We start from the raw sequence: 16,157 nt of genomic DNA, 5'->3' as shown, positions 1-16,157 counted from the left end.
ATGCAGGGAACTGCAATAGTAATAAAGCTGCTGGGGATTATCCTCCAGTATGGCCTGTTGGCGTTGTTGCTATATTTTGTCTACAAGCTGATTAAGTTTATGACAAAAGACAGCCGGGAAATTCGGGAGGATATATATGCTGTAACGGAAATATCCAATGAAGAAGCGGTGCTGACTGTATTGGAGGCTGCGGATGCAACCATGATAGGGCAGCGGTTTGCCTTTTCCGATGAAATTTCCATCGGTCGGGGAACCGACAATGATATTATCCTGAACGACAGCTTTGCATCCCACCATCACGCGGTGATAGCCCTGTTGAACAATTTGTATGTCATCGAGGATATGGGCAGCGTCAACAAGACCTATGTGAACGGTCAAGCGATTACCGGAAGGCAATATCTGCAATCCGGCGACATAATAACCATTGGTTCTGTATCATTTGAATTTGGGAGGTGATAGTTTTGCTAAAGGTTAGTCATAATACCGATATTGGTCTGGTCAGAGAACTAAACGAAGACAGCATATTGTGTGCTTCACCGGATGTGTTTGTGGTAGCAGATGGCATGGGCGGTCATGTGGCCGGGGAAGTAGCCAGCCATATTTTTACGGCAACGGTTCAGCGAAAGCTATCATCTGGCTATGGGCCACTGGATGAAACTGGGCTGAAGTCCCTTGTGGTGGAGGGAAATGAGGCAATTCTGGAAAGTATCCGGGAATATCCGGAACGGAACGGGATGGGCACTACCGCCACTATGCTGCATATTGAGGAGCAAACGGCTTTTTGGGCCCATGTGGGCGACAGTCGGCTTTATCGGCTGCGCAATGGAGTGATGGAGAAAATTACCGTCGACCATACTTATGTGGAGGAGTTGCTGGCCAGAGGCGCCATTTCCATCGCCGAAGCCATGGAGCATCCGGATCGGCATAAATTGATGCGGGCAGTTGGGGTAGACAAGGATGTAAATGTGGATACCGGCCGACTGGAGGTGCAGTCCGGTGATGTATTTTTGCTGTGCACCGACGGATTGACCAATATGGTAACCTTACAGGCCATTCAAACTATCCTTGAGGCAGCGGACTGCCAGGATAAGGCCGGGGCATTGGTAGATGTAGCCAAGGCTGGCGGTGGCCAGGATAACATATCAGTTATAGTGGTGGAATATTATGAGGAGTAAAAGCCTGCTGTTGATAGCAGTGGATTTTTTGATTATGTTTGCCGGCCTGGGAATTATTATGCTGGGTCAGTACCCTAAAGTAGATTATTCACCGATACCCTGGGCTTTGGGAGCAGCTGTACTTGGGATTGCTGTTCAGCTGTTTCTCATAAAGGGCAGGTTTAATGATGATATATGGATTTTTCCCATGGTATTGTTTTTCTCCAGTGTTGGGATAATAATGCTGGCCCGGTTAAAACCTATACTTTGTGTGCCACAACTTCGTTGGTTGATCATCGGTATGCTGGTCATGGTTTTGGTGCTGTATTTTTCCCGGCAACTTAAAAATATGATGCAATACCAGTACATTTTAGGCATATGTACCTTGGTGGTATTGTGCCTGTCCCTGCTGTTCGGAGTGGAAATCGGCGGCAGCAAAAACTGGCTGGTGCTGGGACCATTTTCCGTTCAGCCATCGGAATTTGGCAAGATTCTGCTGGTGCTGTTTCTGGCGGCGTTTCTGTCCGACCATAAGGATATGTTAAAGGAAGCCAGAAAAAAGTTTCTCTTTTTGGATTTGCCACCACTGCGATTTATTGCCCCACTGCTGGTCATTTGGGGGATAGCCATATTGATGTTTGTGGTGCAGCGGGATTTAGGTTCAGCCCTGTTGTTTTTCTGCATGGCGGTGTTTATGACTTATATGGGCACCGGCAGCAAATCCTATGTGTTTATTGCAATGTGCTTTATCTGCTTGGGGGCGGTGGTAAGTTATACCTTTTTCTCCCATGTTCAGGTGAGGTTTAATATTTGGCTGGATCCATGGCAGGACGCTGTGGGCCAGGCTTATCAGGTGGTGCAGTCATTGTTTGCCTTTGCCGCGGGTGGCGTCTGGGGAACCGGCTTTACTCACGGTCATCCAGGACTCATTCCCGAGGTGCATACAGATTTCATTTTCTCTGCCATTGGGGAGGAATTTGGATTGCTGGGCTGTACTGTAATAATGATGGTATATGTCCTGTTGTTTTATCGGGGCATTATGGTGGCCTTGAACTGCAAAAAGGAATTGCACACTCTGGTGGCAGCTGGTTTTTCTATTGCGTTGTTTACTCAGGCGTTTATCATTATCGCCGGAGTCACCAAATTTTTGCCGCTCACGGGTATTACCTTACCTTTTATCAGCTACGGCGGCAGTTCCATGGTTTCAGGCTTCATTATGATTGGCCTGCTGTTGGCTTTATCAAAGAAGGAAAGAGTTAATGGGGCATAAAGATATAAAAAAATATATTCTGCAATGCAGTGTGTTTATGATGGGCTGCTTCCTGTGCCTTTTTGGCTATATTGTTTATCTGCAGGTTGTGGCAGCGCCGTCGTTATTGGCCAATCCGCTGAATACCCGTGGAAATGCGGCTCTTAGCATAGTTCGGGGCGATATATTGGACATAAATGGCAAGGAATTGGCCACTAGCAGTCAACCAGGACAGCGCAGCTATCCTTATGGGGCAATAGCGGCCCCGGTTACCGGCTATCTGGGTGAGGAAATTGGCAGTGCCGGTTTGGAGGATATCGCCGGCAGTGATCTTACAGGTCAATCCAGGCAGTTACAGATGTTAGGCCCTATCGGGCAGGCTATTCAAGCAGGTCGTGGCAATAATGTCAAGCTGACCGTGGATGCTGATATTCAGGAGCTGGCCTATGAAGCACTGGGGAGTAATAAAGGAGCCGTAGTGGTACTGGATGCGGATACCGGCGCAATTATTGCCATGGTAAGCAAGCCGGCAATTGACCCGGCTGAGGTGGAATCAAGCTGGAAGGATTTGCAGGAACGCAAAGACAGCCCGCTTTTGAACCGTGTTACTCAAGGGCTATACCCACCTGGCTCTACCATAAAGCTTTTGATTGCTGATGCAGCTTTGGATGAAAAGGTGACTGATTTGAATGAAGTCTTTAAATGTACCGGCAAGCTGCAAATTGGCAATGAATATATTGGGGAAAGTCACGGAGCGGTCCACGGTGATCATGTAACCCTGGAGGATGCTGTGACTCAGTCCTGTAATGTTACCTTTGGTACATTGGCTATGCGGATGCATGGCAAAGGCTTGGAAAATGCCTTTGAACGCTTTGGTTTTTTTGAGCCGATAGAAAGTGAATTTCATGAAAGCAAGTGTCATCTGCCTCAGTTCTTAAAGTTGGGGGATGGGGATACAGCTCAGGTGGGCATCGGTCAGGGGGAGACTCTGGTCACACCCCTTCGGATGGCAATGTTGGCCAGTGCCTATGTGAACAAAGGAAAAGTAATGGTTCCTTATTTGGTGGAGGAAGTGATTTCCCCAACGGGACTGGTGCTCAGAAAAGCATCACCACAGAAGTGGCGTGAAGTGACATCACCACAGCGAGCTGGTATTATCAGCAGCTTTATGGAAAATGTAGTGGAAAATGGCACTGGCGGAGCTGCAGCGGTACCTGGCATACGGGTAACCGGCAAAACCGGCACAGCGGAGAATGCAGCGGGGGCAGATCATGGCTGGTTCATCGGAACCGCAGAGCTGCCAAAGCGTAAAATCGCTTTTTGTGTGATTGTGGAAAATAGTGGCGGCGGTGGAGCTGTAGCGGCACCAATTGCCCGTCAGATTATAATAGCTTTGAAAAACAGATAGGAGGATATGGCATGATAGACCGGATTTTAGCAAGACGGTATAAAATTCTGGAAAATGTCGGCGGTGGCGGCATGGCTGATGTCTATAAGGCCCATGATCAGCTTTTGGATCGGGCTGTGGCCGTTAAGGTTCTTCATGCACAGTTTGCCAATGATAAGGAGTTTATTGAAAAATTCCATCGGGAAGCAAAGGGTGCAGCAAAATTAACCCATCCTAATATTGTTAATATATATGATGTAGGCGAGGACGAGGGAAGCCATTTTATTGTTATGGAATATGTAGGGGGGAAAACCCTGAAGGAATATATTCAGCAGCAGGGCTTTTTGGATCCGGCCGAAGCGGTTCGCATTGCCAAGGAAATTGCCGGAGCGCTGGAAGCTGCCCATAAAAATAATCTGGTTCATTGTGATATTAAACCGCATAACATTCTGGTTATGGATGATGGTCATATAAAGGTAACGGATTTTGGCATAGCCAGAGCCGTATCCTCATCCACCATGACCTATGGTGGCGATGTAATGGGGTCAGTCCATTACTTTTCACCGGAGCAGGCCAAGGGGTCTTCTATTACCACCAAGTCGGATGTGTACTCATTGGGGGTAGTTCTCTACGAAATGCTTACCGGCACTTTGCCATTTAATGGTGAAACCTCGGTTAGTATTGCCTTGAAGCATTTGCAGGAGGTACCGGTCTCCATTCGTCAGATAAAGCCGTCTGTGCCGCCAGTACTGGAGGCTATTGTGGAAAAGGCTATGAATAAGGAGCCGATGATGCGGCCGGACAGCACCGAGCTGTATATGGATTTGGAACAGGCCCAAGCTATGCTGGGGGGAAAAACACCTATGGCAGCCAACACCGTCCAGACACCAGATCCATTTGCCACCCAGGTGATACCACGGGTGACGCCGGATATGCTGCAGAATAATCCGCCACCAACCTATAACCGTCAAGGAGCTGAATATGGCTATGAGCCACTGGCTGATGACGATCAGTCCTCCAAGGGTATTATAAAATCCCGTAAGTTTATGATTGGTTTGGTACTGATTTTGGTTGTGGGCTTTTTCGCCGGAACATTTATGTCCTATGGTAACTTCTGGAGTTCCGTTGAGGTGGAGGTACCAAATGTAGTGGGCCGCTCGGAGGAAATTGCCCGACAGATGCTGGAGGATAAAAACCTCCGAGTAAAAATTGCTGACAAGTACGATGCTGATGTGCCGGTGGGTGAAGTTGTCTCACAATATCCGGAGGCAGGGGCTGTTGTTAAGGAACAACGACAGGTTATTATATATATAAGCCGGGGTGGCGAAGAACTGACTATGCCGGATTTGAAGAGTATGTCCCGGGCCAATGCGGAAGCCAAGCTGAAGAAAATGGGCCTTAAAATTGGTGCTGTATATGAGGAAGAATCCAAAGAACCGGCAGGAACGGTACTTTCACAGGACCCGCGCAGTGGTTCCAAGATCGCCAAGGGTAAGAGTGTGGATTTGACAGTCAGCAAGGGCCCTAAAAAGGCCGGTGTGGCTCTGCCGGATTATTCCGGTATGTCAGTGGACAGTGTTCAGGCCAATCTGGAGGCCAATAAGCTGAAGCTGGGTTCCATAACCCAGAAGCCTAGCTCCCAGCCTAGCGGTACGGTTATTGGCCAGTCCCCGGGGGCAGGGGCAGAGGTCAAGGAAGGGGAGGCAGTAAATCTCACTGTTTCCAGTGGTGCAGCTACAACTACTACCACAACATCGCCTACGGCACCAAGCCAGGGAACCAAGAAAACATCGCCGGAACAGGTCCTTAAGCCAGAGTGATGAGGAAAAAGGATAAAATATGCCAATAGGTCAAGTAATAAAGACATATAACGGATTTTACTATGTAAAAAAAGAAGAAGAGGCTCTCACTGTAGAGGGGGAGCTTCTTTCCTGCCGTTTACGGGGGCGTATCAAAAGAGAAAAGGGGGCAGTGGTGACCGGTGATATGGTTGAATATGCCCTGCTGGGGGATGGAACCGGCGTCATTGAACAATGCCTGCCCCGCAAGAGCATGCTTCACCGGCCGGCAGTGGCCAATATTGATCAGGTTATTATTACCTTTGCGGTAAAGTCCCCGGATATTAACAGTCTGCTTTTAAATCGTTTTCTGGTGTTAGCGGAGTGGTCCAATATTCCGGAAATAGTGATTTGTATAAATAAGCTGGACCTTCAGGCCAATATTGCCAATGATTTTTTTAAGCCTTATATAGAAGCCGGCTATAGGGTGATTTTTGCTTCGGCCCATAATGGGCAGGGGATAGGTGAAATACGGGACCTGCTGAAGGGCAAGGTGACAGTATTTGCCGGTCCATCCGGAGTAGGGAAATCCTCCCTGCTTAACGCCATTGATGAAAATCTGAGTCTTGGCACTGGTGTTATCAGTGAGAAGATTAAGCGGGGGAAGCATACCACCAGAGTGGCCTGTCTGCTGCCGGTATCCACCGGTGGGATAGTTGTTGATACGCCGGGCTTTAGTGCAGCAGAGCTGGATCATTTGGATAAACATATGCTGGCGGAGTATTTTCCGGAATTTCGGCCTTTGGTGGAAAAATGTTATTATAATACCTGTACTCACAGCCATGAGCCGGACTGCGGCGTAAAAAATGCCCTGTCGGCGGGACTTATCAGTCAGGAGCGCTATGAGGCGTATTTGAATATTTTACAGACTATTTTGGAAAGAAAGAAGGCATATTGATGACAAAAGTGGCCCCATCAATTTTATCGGCTGATTTTTCCTGCTTGGGAGCAGAAGTGAAAAAAGTGGTTTCAGCCGGGGCAGAATATGTTCATATAGATGTAATGGATGGCACCTTTGTGCCGGAGATAACTTTGGGCGCTTCAGTGGTAAAATCCCTGCGGCCGGTTACTGAGGCCGTATTTGATGTCCACCTTATGGTGGAGCATCCCGATACCCAGATAGAGTCTTTTGCCAAAGCTGGGGCGGACATAATTACCTTTCATGTAGAGGCGGCCAAGCATCCTCATCGGGTTCTTCAGGCTATCAAGGCAGCTGGCTGCCGTGGGGGAATTTGCCTTAATCCGGGTACGCCGTTGGCCATGATTGAGGAATTGGTGCCTGATTTGGATATGGTGGTTATTATGTCAGTCAATCCAGGTTATGGCGGACAGAAATTTATCCCCGGGGCCTTGGACAAGATTGCCCGTTTAAAGAAAATGCTGGTGGAAAAAGGTGGTCATGCTGAAATTGAAGTGGACGGCGGGGTTACTGTAGATAATTGTCAGGCATTGGTTCAGGTCGGGGCTGATGTACTGGTAGCCGGTTCAGCTGTATACCGGGCCCAGGATATCCCAGCGGCCATAAAGGCATTGCATTGCGACTGATATGTTGGTTAGGAGGTCGTTTATATAATGGAAAAGGCGGTAGTTTTACTTTCCGGTGGACTTGACTCGACTGTTTGTATGGCGGTGGCCCGCTCCAAGGGGCTGGAGGTTTACCCCATCAGTTTTAATTATCATCAAAGACATAGTATTGAGTTGGAAAGTGCCAAAAAGGTTGCTGCATTTTATAATGTTAAAAAGCACCTAATTATAGAAACAAATATGGAGGCAATCGGTGGGTCTGCCTTGACGGATGACAAGATTGCTGTTCCGGATGGTGACTTTGACCATGGGGCAGAGGATATACCCATAACCTATGTTCCGGCCCGCAACTTGATTTTTTTGAGCTATGCCATGGGCTATGCTGAGGTAATTGGGGCAAATCAAGTATTTATTGGTGTAAATGCGGTGGATTATTCCGGTTATCCGGATTGCCGCCCGGAATTTATTGCCAGCTTTCAGAAAACAGCCAATCTGGCCACCAAGGCCGGTACGGCGGATGCCCATCCTATAAGCATTGCTACTCCACTGCAGAACTTGTCCAAGAAGGAAATAGTTCAGCTGGGGAGCCAACTGGGAGCCCCGTTACAGTTTACCCATAGCTGCTACAAGGGTGGGGCCAAGGCTTGTGGCGTATGTGATAGTTGCAAGCTGCGGCTGCGGGGCTTTGCGGAGGCCGGGGTTGTTGACCCGGTTGAGTATGAAAATATGTAGTAGGGTGTATTTTATGAAGGATGTTCAAAACAGTGCTGATACCCGTGGTATAGCCATTCAACGGGTTGGAATACGGGATGTGCATATTCCCTTTCAGATTAAGACAAAGGAAGGGGCTTACCAACAGGTATTGGCCAATATCAGCTTTACCATATCATTGCCGATGGAATACAAAGGCACCCATATGAGCCGTTTCCAGGAGATATTGAATAAATGGACCAGCTCACCGATTGCTGAGCCGGAAATGGCGGAAATACTGCAGGAAGCCATGGAACGGTTGCAGGCCGAGGCAGCGGATATCCGCATTGACTTTAAGTATTTTGTGGAACGGGTTGCCCCGGTGAGCCGGGGGAAATCCGTTTTGGATGTGGATTGCTTTTTTGACGGTCATATGGAAAAAGGGGAGAGTTTGCAGTTTACCCTTGGGGTAAAGGTGCCATATACTTCCCTTTGTCCCTGCAGCAAGGAAATATCGGAGTATGGTGCCCACAATCAGCGGGGCGTCATGGATGTTCAGGTTCGGTTTGATGACAGCAAGGACTGCATTCTTATCGAGGATCTGGTACTGTTGATGGAGCAGCAGGCTTCCTGTCAGGTTTATCCCCTGTTAAAGCGGGAGGATGAAAAATATGTTACGGAAAAGGCATATGATAATCCTAAATTTGTGGAGGACATTCTCCGGGATGGTGTGCTAGCCCTGAGAAAGCTGTCAGGCCTCCGCTGGTTTTCACTGGCCTGTGACAATTTTGAAAGTATTCATAACCATAGTGCCTATGCCAGTCACGAAGAATATTTGGATTAAATTCAGGTGAATTGATTTGAAAAGATTGATTGTCAATGCAGACGACTTTGGCCTGCATCACGAAGTTAATAAAGCAATAATCAAAGGCTATCAGACAGGCTGCCTTAGGAGTACTTCCCTGATGCCAACGGGAGCCGCCGTGGAGGAGGCCTGTGAGCTGGCCAGAGAAAATCCGGAGCTTGGGGTGGGGATTCATCTCACATTGGTGGCTGAACGGCCGTTGTTGCCTTTGGATAAGGTTTCTACCTTGGTGGGATCTGATGGAAAATTCTTTCGGGATCATGTGGAATTTATCAAGAATTTTGTGCTGGGCAAAATCGATAAGGCTCAGATTTATGCTGAGTGCGAAGCCCAGATAAGTAAGGCCGTGTCCTGTGGCCTAAATATTACCCATATTGACAGTCACCAGCATTTGCATACCTTGCCTGGGATTACTGATATGTGTATGGAATTGGCCCGAAAATACAACATTGATAAAATGCGTTTTCCGGGAGAGAACTGCCTGTTTACTGGTGGTTATCCAACTCAGGCCTTTCGCATGGTGGCCAAATGTGGTCTTACTATGTGTTCTCATTTGGCACGACGGAAGGGAAAATGCTATAATATGCATATGCCGGATTGTTTTTTTGGAATGCTGGCCGGGGGCAATATGCAGGAGAAGTATTTTTTAAATATCCTTCGCAGTCTGCCGGAGGGCGTTTCGGAGATTATGGTTCATCCCGGTGCTGACAATCACGAGCTGGATAAATGCTATGATTGGCAGTATCATTGGGAGGATGAACTGGCATCCGTTACTTCACCTAAAGTTATGGAGTATATTCGGAATAATGATATAAAGCTTATCTCTTTTAAGGAGTTGCTGAATGAATAAGGTTTATGGACGAATAGTAGGACTTTTCCTGCTGATTGTGCTCATATCAAGTGCAGTTATTTATTTCACTGTTGACATAAATACCATTACCAACTTGTATATGTTTAAACCATGGTCGGTTATTATGGCCATATTAGCCATGGTTATTGGGCTTGTATTGGACGGCACAAGATTGATGCATATGGTGCGGATATCAGACGAAAATATTACTCTGGAACAAGCCGTTCAAGTGGTGTTTGGTAATTATTTTCTGGCTATGCTGGGGCCGGGGGCAGCGGCCGGGGCCATTGCTCAGGTGATGTTTTTGCGTAAGGCAGGGATACCTGGGGGAAAGGCCGCGGTATTGGCTTTGGTGCGAACCTTGGTATCTATAATGTTTTTGGCCTGTTGTCTGCCGTTTATTTTTCTTCACGACGAGGGGATTTTGCCGGGAGTATCCAACGACCTGATGGTTTATGTGGCTGGTTCAGTGGCTGTGCTGATGGTATTGCTGGCTTACGGCATCAAGAAAAATGCCTTTGATTACCTGGCTGTAAAAATTACCAAGAAGCTGCCACGGAAATGGAGCCGCAAATTTGTAGAAATGTATCGGGACAGCAAGGCGGCAGTTAAGCTGTTGGCCTCATCTCCGTTGTCCATGGTAAGGGTGTTCTTTGAATCAGGTCTCAGTCTGATTTTTATCTATATGATAGTGCCGTTTCTTATGCTGGGCTTGGGTGTCAATGTGGATTGGCTGACAGTAATGGGACGCATGATGTTTTTGAACATTCTGCTGTATTTTTCGCCAACACCGGGTGGATCCGGCATTGCCGAAGGCGGCTTTGTCTATCTGTTCAGTTCCAGTGTGCCATCGGGTACGGTGGGCATATTGGCCGTTTCTTGGCGCTTTATAGCGGAATATCTGCCGTTTTTTGTTGGTCTTTATTACACCATTACCGTCTTTGGCAAGAGTGTGCTGAACAAGGATTTGGACGAAGAGGAGTCAGCGTAGGTTGACTCCTTTCCATTTTTGAGGCGTGCAATGAAAACTTTTCAGAAATTTGCAGACAAGCATATAGACAATGGCGTTATAGCCGGGATAATAAATTTTTCACTGATTTTAGTGAATGTGCTGGTGACGACGGTAATGTGGCAAATGGCCGGAGTACCCTACAATGGGACCTTTACCGTTATTGTCCTTTGCGCTTTGCTGGGAACCATTGCGGCGGCCTATTATCGTCTGGCAGTGGTTGTTGCTCCCGGTATTGTCTTAAACAGCTTTCTTTGCTACGATCTGGTTATTTCGCAAGGGTTTTCCTGGCAGGAGGTTATGGCGGTTCCATTGTTGGCTGGTCTGGCTGTATTGTTGCTGAGCTTTAGTGGCAGATACCGATGGCTGAAGGAGTCCCTGCCGGATTATCTGGCAGCAGTGATCCCGGCAACGCTGGGTGTATTTCTGATATACCGCGGGCTTATAATGAGTCATTTGGTAATTGCAGCACCGGACCAGATAACCGGTATGGGGAGTCTGAATGATCCGTTGATATGGGTCGCTTTGCCATCCTTGTTGGTGGTAACAGGGCTTCTTTCCCATAAGAAAGAGTACGGTCTGTCAGCTGGACTGCTGACTGCGGTATTGGTGGCTGTTTTATATGGTCTTCTTTCCCTGCCGGAATACTTGTTTTCTTTGCCGGAAGGCCTGTTGGATACCGCATTTCAGGTTAGCTTTAATGAAGTGATTCGCTTATCTGGTCCTATATTGGTAGTGTTTTTGGTCATGGTTTTTGAAGGCTTGGCTTTGGGCAAGGTAATGGGCGGTAACTGCGAGGAAAAACTGCTCAAAATCAATGGATTGGCTGCCCTGTTGGGGGGAATGATTTCCGGCGGAGCATTGAGCGTGGCGGAGGTTACAGCAGCCTGTCGATTTAAGGCCGATAATCCGGGCCGGCCGGCTTTGGTATCAGCTGGTTTATTGTTATTGCTGCTGTTTTGTGCGCCCCTGGCTATGGTATTGGCCAAATATCCGGTAATTACCGGGGCTGTGGTAATGGGGGCCGGTTGTTATCTCCTCATGGATTTGAAATTTTTTCCATTTAATGATAATATATCAATCTTAGCAGGGGTATTTACAATAATTCTTGTTCCACTTTGGGGGAATCTGACTGCCGGGATTGGCTTTGGCCTTGTATTATACAGCTTTTTGATGGTTTTGGCCGGTCGGGGGCGGGAATTATCTAAATTGTTCTGGCTCATCATAGGAATGTTTGCAATTTATTTTTGCTACAATATATAAAATATAGTGCTATTGGGAGGTCTTTGGGGTGAATTTCAGCAAGAAGGGATTAGGCATAGCCTGTGCCATAGGTGTGTTGGCCATATTGACTGGCAGTCATAGTGCCATGGCCAAGGATACGCAGGATAAAACGGTGGTTTCCGTGGAAAGGACGGCCAAGGGGGGGACAACCCATGTTAATACCAACGGCCGAAAAAGTCTGGAGGAGAGAATACACGACATTCTTTATCCCCAGCCGGAAGTAACTCCGGAACCAGTGGTGGAAGCCAAACCTGTTGAACAGCCGGTCCAGGTGGCTGACGATAATGAAATGAACATTATGGGCGGTGCTGTGGCTACCCGTGAGCAGTGTGTTCGCTATTTGTTAAAGCATAATCCCCACCCGTTGTTGAATACTTCTCCGGAAAAGCTGGTGGATTACTATTATGAAGAGGCATCCCGGGAAGGGGTACGGCCGGACATTGCCTTTGCCCAGGCCTTGAAGGAAACCGGCTATTTCCGGTATGGCGGTACAGTTATTCCGGCTCAAAACAATTATTGTGGCCTTGGTACCACCAGTGCGTCAGTAAAGGGGGCTTTTTTTGAAACTCCTCAAGTAGGGGTAAGGGCCCACATTCAGCATTTATTGGCCTATGCGTCTACGAAGAGCCCCACAACGCCTGTAGTGGATCCCCGCTATGAGATGGTAAGGAGCTCCTATGGGGAAAATACCCTTGATGAGTGGCAGGATTTGAATGGCCGTTGGGCAGTGCCGGGTGTTGGCTATGGCCAGAGTATTTTGGATTATTATCATGCCATTTTGGAATCATGATAGATAATAGAATAAATTAAGATAGAAAGAAGATAGCGAGGTTTTTATTTACAATGATAACAACAAGTGGTGTTACACTTCAGTTCGGTAAGCGTGTGTTATTTAAGGATGTTTCCATTAAGTTTACTCCGGGGAACTGCTACGGCGTGATTGGGGCCAACGGGGCCGGCAAATCCACCTTTTTAAAGCTTTTGGCTGGTGATATTGAACCGACCAAGGGTTCCATTGACATTACTCCGGGTGAGCGGATGTCCGTACTGAAGCAGGACCATTTTGCTTTTGATCAGTATGATGTTTTACGGACCGTTATTATGGGTAACCAGCATCTGGTAGATATTATGGAAGAAAAGGATGCTATTTATGCCAAGCCGGATTTCTCTGATGAGGATGGTATACGGGCTGGTGAGCTGGAGGCTGAATTTGCCGAGCTCAACGGTTGGGATGCAGAAGCCGATGCGGCCAAGCTGCTGAACGGACTGGGGATTACGGAGGAATTCCATAACAAGATGATGTCGGAAATGGACCCTGATCTGAAGGTGCGTGTTTTGTTGGCCCAGGCTCTGTTTGGCAATCCGGACATCCTGTTGCTGGACGAGCCGACCAACCATTTGGATTTGGCTTCCATAAGATGGTTGGAAGATTTTCTGGCCGATTTTGAAAATACAGTAATCGTAGTGTCCCATGACCGTTATTTCCTAAATCAGGTCTGCACCCATATTGCGGATGTGGACTTTGGCAAAATCCAGCTTTATGTAGGCAACTATGATTTCTGGTACCATTCCAGCCAGTTGGCCCTGCAGATGGCCAAGGATGCCAATAAGAAAAAGGAAGAAAAAATCAAGGAACTTCAGACATTTATTGCCAGATTTTCGGCGAACGCTTCCAAGTCCAAGCAGGCTACTTCCCGTAAGAAGCTGTTGGAAAAAATTACCTTGGACGACATCAAGCCGTCTTCCCGTCGTTACCCATACATTGCCTTTTCTCCGGATCGGGAGGCTGGCGACCAGCTGCTCATAGTTGAGGGCATTTCCAAGACTATAGAGGGAGAAAAGGTTCTTGACAATGTAAGCTTTACCCTGAAAAAGGGTGACAAGGTGGCCTTCACCGGGCCTAACAGTGCTGGAAAGACAGCTCTTTTCCAGATTTTGATGGGGGAAATGGAGCCTGATGAGGGGACCTTCAAGTGGGGCGTGACCACTTCTCAGGCCTATTTGCCGAATGATAACACCGAATACTTTGAAAACTGTGATTTGAGCCTTACTGACTGGTTGCGGCAATATTCCAAGGACCCGGATGAATCCTTTGTCCGCGGTTTTCTGGGACGAATGCTGTTTAGCGGTGAGGAAAGCCTAAAAAAGGCTTCAGTAATTTCCGGTGGTGAGAAAGTTCGTTGTATGCTGTCCAAGATGATGCTCAGCGGGGCCAATGTACTGCTGATGGACGAACCGACCAACCATCTGGATTTGGAGTCAATTACCGCCCTTAACGATGGCCTGATTGCCTTCAAGGGAACCCTGCTCTTTACATCGCATGACCATGAGTTTGTTCAGACTATTGCTGACCGCATAATTGAACTTACTCCTGGTGGGGTATTTGATAAGTTTACTACTTATGATGATTTCCTGGCGGATGAAGAGCTGCAGGCCAGACTGAAGGAAATGTACGCGAATAAATAATTTAATGAAAGGAGATGGGATAAAGTGAGAAATCATTTTGTCACATCCCCTTTTGTATTAGAAAGATAATCGGAAGGGATAAGTTATGAAAACCTTTGAAGAATTAAGCGTTTCTGGGGCGTTGTGCGGTGCTCTGCAGAAGATGGGCATAAAGGAGGCTACCCGTGTACAGGAAGAAGCTATCCCAGCCCTTAGAAATGGGCGGGATACCATTGTGCAGGCCCAGACCGGTACGGGAAAAACTCTGGCGTTTCTGTTGCCGCTGTATGACAAGATAAAGACTCAGGCCAATAATGTGCAGGCTATTATCATTACCCCAACCAGAGAATTAACTCTGCAGATTGCCAAAGTGGCCGGTGCATTGGATAAGGTCAGCGGCATTCGTTCTCTGGCCATTTACGGGGGACAGGATATTGAACGGCAGAAGCAGAAGCTGGGGCGGGATCCCCAGGTAATAATTGGAACCCCAGGCCGTCTGCTGGACCATCTGCGGCGTCGTACCCTGAATTTGACCACTGCCAATAAGATCGTTCTGGATGAAGCGGATGAAATGCTGCGGCGGGGGTTTATTGAGGATGTGGAGGTAATTTTATCCACCATGGCCAAGGATCGGCAGATTATGCTCTTTTCGGCTACTATGCCGGATCGGATCAAGTCGTTGGCCCACCGCTATATGACTCAGGTACAGCATATTGAAATCAAGGCAGAGCATATTACGCTGGATACCATCAAGCAGCGAGTGATTGACACGGTGGAAAGCTCCAAGCTGGATAAACTGTGCGAGTTGATCAACGAAGAGCAGCCCTATCTGGCTATGGTGTTCTGTTCTACCCGCAGCCGGGTGTCTCAGGTGGTTATGGCTCTGGCCAAAAGGGGCTATCTGGCGGATGAACTGCATGGTGAATTGACCCAGTTGCAGCGCACCAATGTGCTGAAAAAGTTCCGTCAGGCCAAGCTGCAGATTTTGGTAACCACTGATATAGCCGCCCGGGGCCTGGACATTGAAGGGGTTACCCATGTATTCAATTACGATATTCCTCAGGATACGGAAAGCTATATTCACCGCATAGGGAGAACCGGCCGGGCCGGTCAGCAGGGAGTGGCCATCACCTTCGTCAATGCTCGTCAGTATAATATGCTGCGCAAGATAGAGGCGGGGATCAAAAATCATATTCAAAAGGATATGTCTACCCGTAGCCTGGCTTCACGACTGAAGCGGGAAAAACGGGAGCAGCAGCTGGCTCAGAAACGGCAGCAGGAGGAAAAGAAACAGGCTAAACAGGCCAAGAGCAAATATGCCAACCGGAAGGGGAGCAGCCACAAGGGGCGTAATACCAGAAGCCGTCGCCTGCGGGACCGGGCTAAAGGGAAAAAATAAAATTTTTTAAAAAAGTGCTTTACAAATAAAAAAAATGATGGTATTATCTATACCTGTCAGCGGGAAACACGAAGGACATCAAACGGGTCCTGAAGTGCGCTGTTAAAGTAAAGATTGGGTAGGTGCCCGAGTGGTTAAAGGGAACGGACTGTAAATCCGTCGCCGTAGGCTACGATGGTTCGAATCCATCCCTGCCCACCATCTTAATCTTATCATCGCGGGATGGAGCAGTCGGTAGCTCGTCGGGCTCATAACCCGAAGGTCAGAGGTTCAAGTCCTCTTCCCGCAACCAAAGCATGGTATGCTGATATAGCTCAGTCGGTAGAGCGCATCCTTGGTAAGGATGAGGTCACCAGTTCAAATCTGGTTATCAGCTCCATATATATGGCTGCGTAGCTCAGCTGGCTAGAGCATTCGGTTCATACCCGGAGTGTCAGGAGTTCAAGTCTCTTCGCAGCCACCA

Annotated in this window: 15 protein-coding genes and 4 tRNA genes; all 19 read left to right on the top strand. The window is 47.9% G+C overall.

Going from position 1 to position 16,157, the window contains the following annotated elements:
• Positions 1-456: an FHA domain-containing protein gene (locus tag QZV24_RS02615; RefSeq protein ID WP_290657747.1), complete on the top strand. Its 456-nt coding sequence runs from the start codon at positions 1-3 to the stop codon at positions 454-456.
• Positions 453-1,175, top strand: coding sequence for a Stp1/IreP family PP2C-type Ser/Thr phosphatase (locus tag QZV24_RS02610; protein WP_294519728.1), 723 nt, complete (start codon positions 453-455; stop codon positions 1,173-1,175). The genes QZV24_RS02615 and QZV24_RS02610 overlap by 4 nt, the downstream gene beginning before the upstream one ends.
• On the top strand, positions 1,165-2,424 hold the full coding sequence (locus QZV24_RS02605; RefSeq protein WP_290657751.1) for an FtsW/RodA/SpoVE family cell cycle protein: 1,260 nt from the start codon (positions 1,165-1,167) through the stop codon (positions 2,422-2,424). The genes QZV24_RS02610 and QZV24_RS02605 overlap by 11 nt, the downstream gene beginning before the upstream one ends.
• Positions 2,414-3,811, top strand: a complete 1,398-nt coding sequence (locus tag QZV24_RS02600; protein ID WP_294519724.1) for a penicillin-binding protein 2 — start codon at positions 2,414-2,416, stop codon at positions 3,809-3,811. Before QZV24_RS02605 ends, QZV24_RS02600 begins: the two co-directional genes overlap by 11 nt.
• A gap of 11 nt (positions 3,812-3,822) precedes the next feature.
• Positions 3,823-5,610: a Stk1 family PASTA domain-containing Ser/Thr kinase gene (pknB, locus tag QZV24_RS02595; protein ID WP_294519723.1), complete on the top strand. Its 1,788-nt coding sequence runs from the start codon at positions 3,823-3,825 to the stop codon at positions 5,608-5,610.
• A 19-nt stretch (positions 5,611-5,629) separates the two neighbouring features.
• On the top strand, positions 5,630-6,526 hold the full coding sequence (gene rsgA / locus QZV24_RS02590; protein ID WP_294519720.1) for a ribosome small subunit-dependent GTPase A: 897 nt from the start codon (positions 5,630-5,632) through the stop codon (positions 6,524-6,526).
• The gene (gene rpe, locus QZV24_RS02585) at positions 6,526-7,173 is read left to right on the top strand and encodes a ribulose-phosphate 3-epimerase (RefSeq protein ID WP_294519717.1); all 648 of its coding nucleotides are present in this window, start codon (positions 6,526-6,528) and stop codon (positions 7,171-7,173) included. Before rsgA ends, rpe begins: the two co-directional genes overlap by 1 nt.
• 27 nt (positions 7,174-7,200) lie before the next feature.
• Complete coding sequence (queC, locus tag QZV24_RS02580; RefSeq protein WP_294519712.1) at positions 7,201-7,884, top strand: 7-cyano-7-deazaguanine synthase QueC; 684 nt, start codon at positions 7,201-7,203, stop codon at positions 7,882-7,884.
• A 13-nt stretch (positions 7,885-7,897) separates the two neighbouring features.
• Entirely contained in the window at positions 7,898-8,686 is a 789-nt protein-coding gene (gene folE2 / locus QZV24_RS02575; protein ID WP_294519705.1) for a GTP cyclohydrolase FolE2, read from the top strand.
• A gap of 16 nt (positions 8,687-8,702) precedes the next feature.
• Positions 8,703-9,557, top strand: a complete 855-nt coding sequence (hpnK, locus tag QZV24_RS02570; protein WP_294519703.1) for a hopanoid biosynthesis-associated protein HpnK — start codon at positions 8,703-8,705, stop codon at positions 9,555-9,557.
• Entirely contained in the window at positions 9,550-10,548 is a 999-nt protein-coding gene (locus QZV24_RS02565; RefSeq protein ID WP_294519700.1) for a lysylphosphatidylglycerol synthase transmembrane domain-containing protein, read from the top strand. Before hpnK ends, QZV24_RS02565 begins: the two co-directional genes overlap by 8 nt.
• Positions 10,549-10,578: 30 nt before the next feature.
• On the top strand, positions 10,579-11,829 hold the full coding sequence (locus QZV24_RS02560; protein WP_294519697.1) for a hypothetical protein: 1,251 nt from the start codon (positions 10,579-10,581) through the stop codon (positions 11,827-11,829).
• A 28-nt stretch (positions 11,830-11,857) separates the two neighbouring features.
• Positions 11,858-12,640 carry a glucosaminidase domain-containing protein gene (locus QZV24_RS02555; protein ID WP_294519692.1) on the top strand — a complete coding sequence of 261 codons (783 nt, stop codon included), beginning with the start codon at positions 11,858-11,860 and terminating at the stop codon, positions 12,638-12,640.
• A gap of 53 nt (positions 12,641-12,693) precedes the next feature.
• Complete coding sequence (locus QZV24_RS02550; RefSeq protein ID WP_290657771.1) at positions 12,694-14,316, top strand: ABC-F family ATP-binding cassette domain-containing protein; 1,623 nt, start codon at positions 12,694-12,696, stop codon at positions 14,314-14,316.
• Between the two features lie 85 nt (positions 14,317-14,401).
• Complete coding sequence (locus QZV24_RS02545; protein WP_294519689.1) at positions 14,402-15,694, top strand: DEAD/DEAH box helicase; 1,293 nt, start codon at positions 14,402-14,404, stop codon at positions 15,692-15,694.
• Between the two features lie 116 nt (positions 15,695-15,810).
• Positions 15,811-15,895 (top strand) — tRNA-Tyr (locus tag QZV24_RS02540).
• A gap of 15 nt (positions 15,896-15,910) precedes the next feature.
• Positions 15,911-15,986 (top strand) — tRNA-Met (locus QZV24_RS02535).
• 11 nt (positions 15,987-15,997) lie between these two features.
• Positions 15,998-16,073: transfer RNA gene (locus QZV24_RS02530), tRNA-Thr, on the top strand.
• Between the two features lie 7 nt (positions 16,074-16,080).
• Positions 16,081-16,157, top strand: a tRNA-Met gene (locus QZV24_RS02525).

This window comes from uncultured Anaerovibrio sp. (assembly GCA_902786545.1).
Classification (GTDB): domain Bacteria; phylum Bacillota; class Negativicutes; order Selenomonadales; family Selenomonadaceae; genus Anaerovibrio.
The sequence above is the reverse complement of the archived record's forward strand: the minus strand, read 5'-3'. Positions and strand labels throughout refer to the sequence as shown.

Coding starts and splice junctions, on each gene's coding strand:
- QZV24_RS02615 (WP_290657747.1), top strand. CDS start 1: ATGCAGGGAACTGCAATAGTAATAAAGCTGCTGGGGATTATCCTCCAG.
- QZV24_RS02605 (WP_290657751.1), top strand. CDS start 1,165: ATGAGGAGTAAAAGCCTGCTGTTGATAGCAGTGGATTTTTTGATTATG.
- QZV24_RS02600 (WP_294519724.1), top strand. CDS start 2,414: ATGGGGCATAAAGATATAAAAAAATATATTCTGCAATGCAGTGTGTTT.
- pknB (WP_294519723.1), top strand. CDS start 3,823: ATGATAGACCGGATTTTAGCAAGACGGTATAAAATTCTGGAAAATGTC.
- rsgA (WP_294519720.1), top strand. CDS start 5,630: ATGCCAATAGGTCAAGTAATAAAGACATATAACGGATTTTACTATGTA.
- rpe (WP_294519717.1), top strand. CDS start 6,526: ATGACAAAAGTGGCCCCATCAATTTTATCGGCTGATTTTTCCTGCTTG.
- queC (WP_294519712.1), top strand. CDS start 7,201: ATGGAAAAGGCGGTAGTTTTACTTTCCGGTGGACTTGACTCGACTGTT.
- folE2 (WP_294519705.1), top strand. CDS start 7,898: ATGAAGGATGTTCAAAACAGTGCTGATACCCGTGGTATAGCCATTCAA.
- QZV24_RS02565 (WP_294519700.1), top strand. CDS start 9,550: ATGAATAAGGTTTATGGACGAATAGTAGGACTTTTCCTGCTGATTGTG.
- QZV24_RS02560 (WP_294519697.1), top strand. CDS start 10,579: ATGAAAACTTTTCAGAAATTTGCAGACAAGCATATAGACAATGGCGTT.
- QZV24_RS02550 (WP_290657771.1), top strand. CDS start 12,694: ATGATAACAACAAGTGGTGTTACACTTCAGTTCGGTAAGCGTGTGTTA.
- QZV24_RS02545 (WP_294519689.1), top strand. CDS start 14,402: ATGAAAACCTTTGAAGAATTAAGCGTTTCTGGGGCGTTGTGCGGTGCT.